This is a genomic window from Streptomyces prasinopilosus (assembly GCF_001419695.1).
GTDB lineage: Bacteria > Actinomycetota > Actinomycetes > Streptomycetales > Streptomycetaceae > Streptomyces > Streptomyces prasinopilosus.
This window is the reverse complement of record NZ_LIRG01000402.1, coordinates 1-10,452: the sequence shown is the minus strand read 5'-3', so window position 1 is coordinate 10,452 and position 10,452 is coordinate 1. Positions and strand designations below refer to the sequence as shown.

The following is a 10,452-nucleotide window of genomic DNA, read 5'->3' as shown; positions in this document are numbered from 1 at the left end:
CGGCGGGCGGGGCCGCCTTGTCCCCAGCCCGGGGACCGCCCCGGGTCCGCACCCGGGCCCCGCCCCGCGCTCTGGAGCTGCCGATGACGGCCACCGCCGTACTCACCGCCCGCGCCCTCCTGCTGGACATGGACGGCACCCTCGTCAACTCGGACGCCTCGGTCGAGCGCGTCTGGCGGCGCTGGGCCGAGCGCAACGGACTCGACGGCGACGAGGTCATGAAGGTGGTGCACGGCCGCCAGGGCTACGCCTCGATGGCGCTGCTGCTGCCGGACCGGCCGATGGAGCGGAACCACGCCGACAACGCGCGCCTGCTCGCCGAGGAGACCGCGGACACCGAGGGCGTCGTCGAGATACCGGGCGCCCGCGCGTTCCTCGCCTCGCTCGACGGCCTCCCGCACGCTCTGGTGACCTCCGCCGACGTCGCCCTGTCCACGGCGCGGATGGCCGCCGCGGGGCTGGAGCGGCCCGAGGTGCGGGTGACCGCCGAGTCGGTCGGCGCCAGCAAGCCCGACCCCGAGGGGTTCCTCAAGGCCGCGGCGGAACTGGGCGTCGCCCCGGCCGACTGCGTGGTCTTCGAGGACTCCGGGGCGGGCATCGCCGCGGGACGCGCGGCCGGCATGCGCGTCGTCGGCATCGGTCCGCGCGCCGGGTTCCACGACCCGGACGCGGTCGTACGCGACCTGACCCAGGTGCGGGTGGAGCGCGGCGCGGACGGGACGATCCTGCTGCACATCACGGAGACCGGCCCCACGGGCTGACGCCGTCCGCCGCCGGGCGGTGGGGCCGGCGCGGCACGTGCCGTCGGCTCAGCGGCTGCCGGTCTCCGCCTCCAGGCGGGCCCGGGTCTCCGGCCCGTACACGCCCGGCTCGTCACCGCGGATGCCGCGCGACCACTGGTAGTTGCGGACGGCGTCCTCCGTGCGGCGGTTGAACCGGCCGTGGGCCGAGTCGTGGTACAGGTACACCCTGCCCAGGCGCTGCTGGAGGGCGGTGACCTCCGGGCCCCGGTCGCCGCGCCTCAGCGCGGGCCCGGCGACGGCGCCGTCGTCCGGTTCCCCCGCCTCCTCGGGGGCCTCGGCCGGGGCGGTGGTCGCCGGGGCCGTCGCGGAGGGCTCCGCCGCGTCCGAGGGGGCCGCCGAAGCGCCCGCCTCCGCCCCGGACTCCGAGGCCGAGGGCGATGCCGAAGGGCTCGCGCTCCCGGACGGAGTGGCCGACGCCGACGCCGGGGCGGATGCCTCCGGCGAGCCCGACGCGCTCGTGGCCGGTGCCGACGGGGGAGCGTCGGACGGTGCCTCCGGCGCACTCACCCGGACGTCCTTCGGCAGCGCGTCGTCCCGCGACGACGTCTCGGGGGCGAACAGCCCGCTCGCCCACCCGGCTGCCCCGACCACCACCACCACGGCCCCGGCGGCCACGAGCAGCGTGGCCCGGCGACGGCCGCCGCCGGGAGGCGGGGCGCCGCCGGCGTCCGGCGCCGGGACGGGGCCCGCGTGCGGCCCGGCCGCGGCGGCGGGCACCGCCCTGAGGGGACGGGTGGAGTCGAACAGGTGCAGGTCGGTGGCGCTCGGCTCCGTGGTGGGCGGCGCGAGGGGCGCGGCGAGCGGGGAGGACCGGGAGTCCGGCACCGGGAGGACCGGGGGGAGGACCGACGTCGCGTCCGGGTCTTGAGAGGTCTGCGGGGTCCCGGACGCGGCGGGAGGGCCCGGGGTGACGGCGCGCAGCCGCACGGTCGCGTCGGCCGGCTGCGATGCGGCGGACGCCGTCTCCCCGTCCCGCGCCGTCTCCCCGTCCTGCAAGGGCCGCCCGTCCCGTGCCGCGAGGGCGTCGCCGGTCTCCGGCGCGTCCTGCCGGCCCGTGCTGGGCGGGGCGGGGGACTCCTGCGCCTTCCGCCCGGACCGCCCGGTCCGTTCCGCCTGCCCGGCCCGTTCGGTCCGGCCGGGTTCCCGTCCGGTTCCCCGTCCCGCCTCCGGCTCGGGTGCGCGGTCGCCGTCCGGCCTACCCCCACTGTTCGGCGTAGCCGGTGCGGCCGTCGTGCCGTCGTCCAGTTCGACGTACGGGCGGATGCGGAGCGGGGTGAAGTCCTCGGTCTCCGCGGCCCGCGCCGCCCGCGCCGCCCGGGCGGCGCGAGCCGCGCCGGCCGCACGCAGGGCGCAGGCGCAGGAGGGGGTGCCGTCCCCGTTCCCGGGCGTGCCGCACTCCGGGCACGGGGTGCCCGCCGAATTGTCCACGTGGACTCCCTCCCCCTCGCGATCTCCAGAGATTATGCAGATCTCCTCCACACACCCGCGCACACGCCCCCGGAACGGGGGCTTCCGGAAGGGCTCGACAGGCCATAACCGGTCACACCGATCACGATGGACCGTGGGAACGAGAACCTGTGGAGGTGGCCATGTCCGGGGACGCGCACGGCGGGGCGGAGAGGGCGGGCAGCGCGCGGCCCTCGCCCGGTGCCGGTTCCGGACCACCGGCCTCCGGTGCCGGTTCCGGACCGCCGGACCCCGGCGCCGGCCCGGACGGCCGGGCGGAGCAGGTGCCCCGCAACGTCGTCGTCTCGATGAGCGCGCTGCTCCTCGGCCTGCTGCTCGCCGCCCTCGACCAGACCATCGTGGCCACCGCGCTGCCCACCATCGTCAGCGAACTGGGCGGGCTGGAGCACCTGTCCTGGGTGGTCACCGCGTACCTGCTGGCCTCGACCGCCGTGACCCCGCTGTGGGGCAAGCTCGGCGACCAGTACGGCCGCAAGCGGCTGTTCCAGGCCGCCATCGTCATCTTCCTGGTGGGGTCCGCGCTGTGCGGCACGGCGCAGGACATGGCCCAGCTGATCGGTTTCCGCGCACTGCAGGGGCTGGGCGGCGGCGGCCTGATCGTGCTGTCCATGGCGATCGTCGGCGACCTCGTGCCGCCCCGTGAACGGGGCAAGTACCAGGGCATGTTCGGCGCGGTCTTCGGCACGACGAGCGTGCTGGGGCCGCTGCTCGGCGGACTGTTCACCGAGCACCTGAGCTGGCGCTGGGTGTTCTACATCAACCTCCCCCTGGGGATCGTCGCCCTCGCCGTCATCGCGGCGGTGCTGCACATCCCGCGCCGGCCGACCCGGCACGTCATCGACTACCTCGGCACCTTCCTCATCGCCTCCGTCGCGACCTGCCTCGTCCTGGTCGCCTCCCTCGGCGGCGTCACCTGGGCCTGGGGCTCGCCCCAGGTCATCGGCCTCGCGGTGCTGGGCGCGGTGCTCGCGCTCGCGTTCGTGGCCGTGGAACGCCGGGCCGTCGAGCCGGTGCTGCCGCTGGGACTGTTCCGGATCCGCACCTTCACGCTCACCGCCGTGATCAGCTTCATCGTCGGCTTCGCCATGTTCGGCACGAACATCTACCTGCCGACGTTCCTCCAAGTGGTCCGAGGCGTCAGCCCGACCATGTCCGGTGTGCACATGCTGCCGATGGTGGCCGGGACGCTGCTGGCCTCGACCGCCTCCGGACAGATCGTCAGCCGCACCGGCCGCTGGAAGGTGTTCCCGATCGCGGGCACCGGCCTCATCACCGTCGGCCTGCTGCTGCTCCACCAGCTCGACGAGAACAGCCCCACCCTCGTGATGAGCGCCTTCTTCTTCGTCTTCGGCCTGGGGATCGGCCTGGTGATCCAGGTCCTGGTCCTGATCGTGCAGAACGCCGTCTCCTACCGGAACCTCGGTGTCGCCACCTCCGGCGTGACCTTCTTCCGCTCCATCGGCGCCTCCTTCGGCGTCGCCGTCTTCGGCATGATCTTCACGAACGGCCTCGACGACAGGCTCACCGCCGTCCTCAGCGGCGTCCGGCTCCCGCCCGGCGTCTCCGCCGACGCGCTGGAGGCCGACCCGCGCGGCCTGGGGAACCTGCCGGCCGCCCTGCGCCCGGAGGCCGTCCACGCGTACGCCTCCGCCATCACCGACGTGTTCCTGTACGCCGTTCCCGTCGCCCTCGCCGGGTTCGCCCTGGCCTGGTTCCTCAAGGAGGACAAGCTGCGCGGCTCGGTCACCGCGCCCGACGGCGCCGAGACGCTGGCCGCCGGCAACCCGGTGGAGCGGTCCTCGTACGACGAGGTGTGCCGCGCGCTGTCCCTGCTCGGCACCCGCGAGGGCCGGCGCGACGTCTACCGGAGGACCACCGCCCGCGCGGGCTACGACCTGCTGCCCGCGACGAGTTGGCTGCTGCTGCGGATCAGGAAGTACGGCTCGGTGGAACCGGCCCTGCTCGCCGAGCGCAGCACCGTCCCGCTCGACGTCGTCATGGAGGCCGCCCGGCAGGCCGAGGTGCGGCACCTCGCCCGGCGCGAGGGCCTCGGTCTCGTCCTGACCGACGACGGGTTCGAGGCCACCGCGCGGCTGGCGCGGGCCCGGGAGGAGTCCCTGGCCGAGCTGCTCGGCGACTGGTGGGGGCCGGACCGGCCCACCGACCTGGTGCAGCTGGTGCACGAACTGTCGGGGGAGCTGGGCGGATCGCGCGGGGAGCGCCCCCACGCCGGCGAGGACGCGCGGGCGGGCGACGGGGGTGGCGGACGGCCGGCCGCGCGGGTCGACTGAACCGTCCGGGGGGTCATCCGATCCGCTTGGCGAACCAGTGCTCGGCGAACGGTTCGGCGTTGTGGGGTTCCGTCTCGGTGAAGCCGAGCCGCGCGTACAGGGCGCGGGCCTCCACCAGGTCGCCGCGCGTGTCCAGGACCAGCCGGGCGGCCCCCGAGGCGCGGGCCGCGTCCTCGGCGGCGCGCACCAGGAGCGCCGCCCCGCCCCGGCCCCGCACCGCCGGGCAGAGGAAGACCCGGGTGAGTTCGGCGGTCGTGGCGTCCAGCAGCCGGATCCCCGCGCTGCCCGCCGCCTCGCCCCGGTACCGCGCGACCAGCAGCCGCCCGCGCGGCGGCACGAGGTCGTCGCCCGACTCCGCGGCGATCTCCCGCTCCAGCTCCCCGGGATCGGTCCGGCGCCCCTCGTGCAGCAGGTACCAGCGGTCGCTGACCTCCGTGTAATACGCCCGCCAGAGCGCGGCGGCGACGGGGGAGCCGGGGGGTTCGGGGCGGACCGTCCATGTCATGCCCGCATTCTGCGTAGGTCTTTCCCCGAGCACGCAACTCTGTTTGCGGGCCTGTCTTCGGGCAACCCGAACGGAGAACCGGCGTGCGAGGAGCGCCGGTTGGCCGACGAACCGGAAGGCATCCATGTCCACTGGCCTGATCATCGCCTTGATCGTGATCGTGGCGGTCGTTGCCATCGCGGCGGCCGTCCTGACCCTGCGCGCCCGTGGTCCCCGCCACGGGGCGAACCTGAAGCGGCGCTTCGGGCCCGAGTACGACCGGGCCCTGACCCGGCACGACGGGGACACCGAGGCCGCCGAACGTGAACTGGCCCAGCGCGTCGAGCTCCACGGCGACCTGCGGGCACGACCGCTGGAGCCCGCCGAGCGGGAGCGGTACGAGGCGGGCTGGGCGGCCGCGCAGGAGCGGTTCGTCGACTCGCCGCGGGAGGCCGTCGCCGACGCCGACCGGCTGCTCGCCGACCTCGCCGCCGCCCGGGGCTACCCCGACGGCGGCCAGTACGAGGAGCAGCTCGCCGCGCTGTCCGTGCACCACGCCCACCACGTCGACGGCTACCGCCGGGTGCACCGGGTCGCGCAGGCCCGCGTGAACGGCGGGCACGAGGGCGGCGCCGGCACCGAGGAGATGCGCGAGGCCATGGTCGAGGCCCGTGCCCTCTTCGACGAACTGGTGCGACCGTCCCGCCACGACGACGGGAACCACCGCGGCGAGCCGGAAGGCCACCGCGCGGGGACGGCCGGGCACGGCCGGTCCCACACCCCCTCATTCCTCCACCGGCGACAGGCGAAGGAGAGCTGACCGAGATGACCGACACGACCCGTCGCCCCGGCGACGAACCGCTGACCGAGACCCCCCGCACCACCACCACCGGAACCACTGGCACTACCGGCACTACCGGCACCACCGGCACGTCCCTTCCCGGAACCCGTGACGGCGTCCACGACGGCAGCCGCGACGGCCTCCGTGACGACGTCCGCCGGGACGACCCGCACGGCGACCCCCGCCGCGACACCTACGAGAAGGGCGCCCGGGCCGGCGTCCCGGACCGTCACGAGGGCACCGGCGGCGTGCCGGACGCGCACACGCTCCTGGACGAGCGCCGCGACCGCCACGGCGGTGACCGCGCCCTCGAGGAGGCGCACGGCTCCCGCCTGCTCCGCCTCGACGACGGCGAGAAGTTCTCCGAGCGGCTGCAGCACGCGGTGACCGGTTTCGTGGACACCCCGCGGGAGTCCGTCGCGGAGGCCGACCGCGTGCTGGAGGAGATGGCGGCCCGCTTCGCGGACGCGGTGACCGAGCGGCGCCGCACCCTGCGCCGGTCCTGGCAGACCGAGGACGTCGGCGAGGGCCCGCACGCCGCCGAGACCGGCACCGAGCAACTGCGCCTGGCCCTGCGGGACTACCGCGAACTGGCGGAACGACTCCTGCGCGCCTGACCGGTTCCGGGCCCGGGGCCGCCGCCTCAGGCGCCCCCGGGCCCCGGTCCGTCCGCCGCCCGGCGCTCCCGCCACCGCCGTACGACGTCCTCGACGCCGTACGGCTTTCCGCCCGGCGGGGGGCCGGGCGGCGGCTCGAGCATCACGGCGCGGGTCCTGGCGCCGACCTCCGTGAGGATCTTCCGGACGGTCCGCTCCGAGGGGGCCGCGAGGGCGGCTCCGGCGCGTCCCCGGCCTCCTGGCGCAGGGCCGGCGCCGACGGCGGCACCGCGCCGGCCCTCGCGGGCCGGCTTCCGCCCGGTCCACCCCGTCCCGTCGTACGGGGCCTCCCTGTCGCGCGGCGGCGGTTTGCCCGCTCCCGGCAGCCGCGCGCAGTCCTCGCGCGCCCCGGCCTCACGGATCCGCCGGTCCCCCCACGTCCCGAAGGACACGTCCGGCGGCTTCCGCTCGGTCATGAGGGCATTGTGCCCACCGGACGGACGGGGCGGAGCCGGGCGTTTTATCATGCGGCGACAGCGAGCCGTTCCGGCCGCCGCACCAGGCCGTCGTGGCCGCCGTCGGGCCGGCACGGCCGGTCCGCCGGAACGTCTCAGGAGGAACGCCCGTGCTCGAACTCACCATGGCCACCGTGTCGTCGGCGGACTCGGGAGCCACGGCCGGCATGCTCATGGCCGAGGCGCCGACCGAGCCGGGCGCCGTGCTGCGGGTGGGCCGGGACAGGTCGGTGTGCCGCCTCTCCACGCCGGACGACTGGCTGTTCGTGTCCAGGGTCCACCTGGAGTTCCAGTGCGCCCAGGACGGCACCTGGTACCTGAGCTGGCTGCGCGGTTCGCTTCCCGAGCCGTCCTCCGAGGTCCGGCTGACCGTCGGCGGCCAGGTCCACCCGGTCGCCTACGGCGGCAGCGTCGCCCTGCCCCGGGGCGGCAACGGCGAGGTCGTCATCCTGGACCGCTCGGCCCCGCGCAGCGTCAACGTGGGTTTCTACCACGAGGTGTGAGGCTGAGGACCGCTCCCGCGGGCCCGCCGGACCGCTCCGGCTCCCGCGGGGCGAAACCGCCACCCCCGACGGCGACCGCCCGGACCGCCGCCCCGAGAGGCCCCGGGCACCCCGTACCGCCCCGCCCGGGGCCCCACCGGACGGGCCCCTGCCGCGTCCCGGCGGACGGTCCGGCTCCTCCCGTCGGCTCCATTCCGGTCAAACCGGGACGGACGTCGAGTGAACCGGGGGGTGCCTGCGTCCCTTCCGGGGGCGGTGCGCGCCTCATAAGGTGCGCGGAGGGACCCCCGCGCGCGGGACGCGCCGGGACGACGGGGCGGGAGGCCGACGAGGCGTGGCGAACGAGGAGCGCGGAGGGCGACCGGCAAAGGCCTTCCCGGCCGCGGCCGTCGGGGACACCGGATCACGTCTGCACACGGTGCGGCTCGGACTGTGGCTGCTCGCCGCCGTCCTGGCCGTACGCCAGGTCGCGGCCGTCCTGACCACCCCGCGCGGGGAGCGGCTCACGGACCTCGCGACCTGGTTAGGACACGACGGCGGGCCGCAGGCCGACGGCTCGCTCTACGCGTCCACCCGTTTCACCGGCACGCCGTTCGGCGGGCTCGTCCTCAGACCCCTCACCCGATCGGCTGAACAGGCGCTCGGCTGGGGCTGGACCTTCGGCACGCTGCTGCTGGTCGCCGCGCTCGGCCTGATCGCCGCCCGCGCCCTGCCCCGGCCGGTCGGCCGCCGCACCGCGACGCTGGCCGCGCCGGTCGCGATCAGCCTCCTCGTGCTCTCCCTGCCCGTGCGCACCACCCTGTGGCTCGGGCAGACCAGCGTCATCCCGGTCCTCCTCGTCCTGCTGGGCTGCTTCGTCGCCCGCGGACAGCGGGCCGGCGGCGTCCTGACCGGCGTCGCCGCCGCCCTCCAGCCGGCCCTGCTGCTCTTCGCCCCCCTGCTCTGGTCCACCGGCCGCCGCCGGGCCGCCGCCGCGTCCGGCCTCACCTTCGCCGCGGGCACCGCGCTCGCCTGGGCCGCGCTGCCCCGGGACTCGCAGACCTACTGGGTGCACCACACGGCGGGCGCCGGACTCGGCGGCCGGGCCGACGACCTCGCCAACCAGTCCCTGCACGGCGCCCTCCTGCGCCTGGGGGCCGAGGGTCCCCTGGAGACCGGCCTCTTCCTGCTGATCGGCGCGGCCGTCGTCGCCCTCGCCCTGCGCCGCGCGGTGCGCTACGCCCGCGACGGCCAGCTGCTGCTCGCCGTCGCGATCACCGGCTGCGCCGCCCTCGTCGTCTCCCCGGCCGCGTGGCAGCACCAGCTGCTGTGGGTGCTGCTCACCGCCGTCGGCGTGGCCGGCAGACGCGCCTCCGACCGGCCGGTGTGGCCCGTCGCCGTCGTCCTGGTGATGACGCTGCCGGCCACGACGATCGTGCCGAACCTGCCGCTCCTGCACCCCGTCCGCGACAACACCGTCCTGCTCGCCGCCCTCGCCGCCGCCACGGCGGTCCCGTTCCTGCCGCGCACCTCGCCGTACTTCCGCACCCCCGTCCCCACCCGGTACGCCGAACCCGTCCCCGCCCGCTTCCGGCACGTCCCGCTGCTGCCGTTCCTGCGGCGGGTCGTCACCCGCCCCAACCTGCTGCTGGAACTGCTGCTGATCCGCGTCACCTACACCGCGTACTCCAAGGTGCGGCTCGCGGCGACCGGCGACAGCCACACGCAGGGGCGGGCCCGCGCGGAGGAGCACGCCCACCGGATCCTCGACCTCGAGCGCCTGCTCCACATGGACATCGAGTACGCGGTCAACCACGCGGTCGTGGAGATCGGCTGGCTGCGGAACCTCTTCGACTTCTACTACACGTCGTTCCACTTCGCCGTCCCGCTCGCGGTCCTCGGCCTGCTGTACTGGCGGCGCCCGGTCGACTACCGCTGGGCGCGCGCGAGCATCGGCTTCACCACGCTGCTGGCGCTGATCGGCTTCTGGCTCTACCCGCTGGCCCCGCCGCGCCTGATGCCGGGCCTGGGGATCATCGACACGGTGAACGGCGTGCAGGACTTCTCCCGGCCGGACTACGGCACCCTCACCGCGCTCACCAACCAGTACGCGGCGATGCCGTCCCTGCACTTCGGCTGGTCCCTGTGGTGCGGCCTGGTCATCGCGCTCGTCGCGCCCAGGACGTGGATGAAGGCGCTCGGCCTGCTCCACCCCCTGTTCACCGCCGCCGCGATCGTCGCCACCGGCAACCACTGGGTGCTGGACGCGGTGGGCGGAGCCCTGGTCGTCGCGGCCGGTTTCGGCCTGGCGTACCTCTTCCAGGGCCCGCGGGCCCGCCCGCAGGTCGCCGCCGACACCGGCACGGGCGCCGGTCCGGGGCCGGGGACCGCGGAGCCGAAGCCGTCGGGTCCTTTCCCCACGCAGGGGAAACCCGTACGGGAGGAGCCGGCCCGGAAGTAGCTTCCCGGGGTCCCGCCGCCGCGGCGGTCCGCGGGGGACCGCCGGGCACGGCGAAAGCGGCGGCCCAGGGGATCGGGGGCCGCCGCTTTCGGTATGCGGGGTGACGCGGGTGGTGCGGGGTGGTGCGTGAGCCGGTGCCGGGCCGGTCAGTACCAGTTGTTGGCCTGCCAGAAGTCCCAGGCGGCGCACGGGCTGCCGTAGCGCTCGTTCATGTAGCCGACGCCCCACGAGATCTGGGTGGCGGGGTTGGTCTTCCAGTCCGAGCCGGCCGAGGCCATCTTCGAGGCGGGCAGGGCCTGGACCAGGCCGTAGGCGCCGCTGGAGGCGTTGGTGGCGGTGTGGTTCCAGCCGCTCTCGCGCTGGACGATGTTCGAGAAGCACTGGTACTGGGCGGAGTCGCCGATCATCGACTGCGCGGTCGCCTGGGCCGAGGCGGTGGCCGTGGTGGCGGCCTGCGCGGGGGCGGCGGCGATCAGCGAGCCGCACGCCGCGGCGGCGAGGGCGGCACCGGC

Annotated in this window: 9 protein-coding genes and 1 pseudogene; 6 read left to right on the top strand and 4 right to left on the bottom strand. The window is 75.7% G+C overall.

The window, feature by feature from the left end:
- Positions 1 to 83: 83 nt before the first annotated feature.
- Positions 84 to 761, top strand: a complete 678-nt coding sequence (locus AOK18_RS17560; protein ID WP_055573781.1) for an HAD-IA family hydrolase — start codon at positions 84 to 86, stop codon at positions 759 to 761.
- Between the two features lie 48 nt (positions 762 to 809).
- Here the strand turns inward: AOK18_RS17560 and AOK18_RS17555 are convergent, their stop codons facing one another.
- Positions 810 to 2,231: a peptidoglycan-binding protein gene (locus AOK18_RS17555; protein WP_055694994.1), complete on the bottom strand. Its 1,422-nt coding sequence runs from the start codon at positions 2,229 to 2,231 to the stop codon at positions 810 to 812.
- Positions 2,232 to 2,392: 161 nt separating this feature from the next.
- Here AOK18_RS17555 and AOK18_RS17550 point away from each other — a divergent pair, with 161 nt between their 5' ends.
- On the top strand, positions 2,393 to 4,561 hold the full coding sequence (locus AOK18_RS17550; protein ID WP_055694996.1) for an MDR family MFS transporter: 2,169 nt from the start codon (positions 2,393 to 2,395) through the stop codon (positions 4,559 to 4,561).
- A 13-nt stretch (positions 4,562 to 4,574) separates the two neighbouring features.
- On the opposite strand, the gene AOK18_RS17545 is transcribed toward AOK18_RS17550, so the two are convergent.
- Complete coding sequence (locus AOK18_RS17545) at positions 4,575 to 5,066, bottom strand: GNAT family N-acetyltransferase (protein WP_055694993.1); 492 nt, start codon at positions 5,064 to 5,066, stop codon at positions 4,575 to 4,577.
- 124 nt (positions 5,067 to 5,190) lie between these two features.
- On the opposite strand from AOK18_RS17545, the gene AOK18_RS17540 reads away from it, so the two are divergent.
- Positions 5,191 to 5,865, top strand: coding sequence for a hypothetical protein (locus tag AOK18_RS17540; protein WP_055573779.1), 675 nt, complete (start codon positions 5,191 to 5,193; stop codon positions 5,863 to 5,865).
- Positions 5,866 to 5,870: 5 nt separating this feature from the next.
- The gene (locus tag AOK18_RS31010; RefSeq protein ID WP_079105063.1) at positions 5,871 to 6,503 is read left to right on the top strand and encodes a hypothetical protein; all 633 of its coding nucleotides are present in this window, start codon (positions 5,871 to 5,873) and stop codon (positions 6,501 to 6,503) included.
- A gap of 26 nt (positions 6,504 to 6,529) precedes the next feature.
- On the opposite strand, the pseudogene AOK18_RS17530 reads toward AOK18_RS31010, so the two are convergent.
- Positions 6,530 to 6,958: pseudogene (locus AOK18_RS17530) on the bottom strand (DnaJ family domain-containing protein).
- A 149-nt stretch (positions 6,959 to 7,107) separates the two neighbouring features.
- Here AOK18_RS17530 and AOK18_RS17525 point away from each other — a divergent pair.
- Both AOK18_RS17525 and AOK18_RS17520 read left to right on the top strand, forming a co-directional pair.
- Positions 7,108 to 7,500, top strand: coding sequence for an FHA domain-containing protein (locus AOK18_RS17525; RefSeq protein ID WP_055573777.1), 393 nt, complete (start codon positions 7,108 to 7,110; stop codon positions 7,498 to 7,500).
- A 334-nt stretch (positions 7,501 to 7,834) separates the two neighbouring features.
- Positions 7,835 to 9,940, top strand: coding sequence for a bifunctional glycosyltransferase 87/phosphatase PAP2 family protein (locus AOK18_RS17520; RefSeq protein ID WP_055694991.1), 2,106 nt, complete (start codon positions 7,835 to 7,837; stop codon positions 9,938 to 9,940).
- A gap of 146 nt (positions 9,941 to 10,086) precedes the next feature.
- Here the strand turns inward: AOK18_RS17520 and AOK18_RS17515 are convergent.
- Positions 10,087 to 10,452: aggregation-promoting factor C-terminal-like domain-containing protein (locus tag AOK18_RS17515; RefSeq protein WP_055694990.1), on the bottom strand; the 366-nt coding region annotated here is incomplete at its 5' end.

What these genes read in the sequence shown, in the direction of transcription:
- AOK18_RS17560 (WP_055573781.1), top strand. Translation starts at nt 84, where the DNA reads ATGACGGCCACCGCCGTACTCACCGCCCGCGCCCTCCTGCTGGACATG.
- AOK18_RS17545 (WP_055694993.1), bottom strand. Translation starts at nt 5,066, where the DNA reads ATGACATGGACGGTCCGCCCCGAACCCCCCGGCTCCCCCGTCGCCGCC.
- AOK18_RS17550 (WP_055694996.1), top strand. Translation starts at nt 2,393, where the DNA reads ATGTCCGGGGACGCGCACGGCGGGGCGGAGAGGGCGGGCAGCGCGCGG.
- AOK18_RS31010 (WP_079105063.1), top strand. Translation starts at nt 5,871, where the DNA reads ATGACCGACACGACCCGTCGCCCCGGCGACGAACCGCTGACCGAGACC.
- AOK18_RS17540 (WP_055573779.1), top strand. Translation starts at nt 5,191, where the DNA reads ATGTCCACTGGCCTGATCATCGCCTTGATCGTGATCGTGGCGGTCGTT.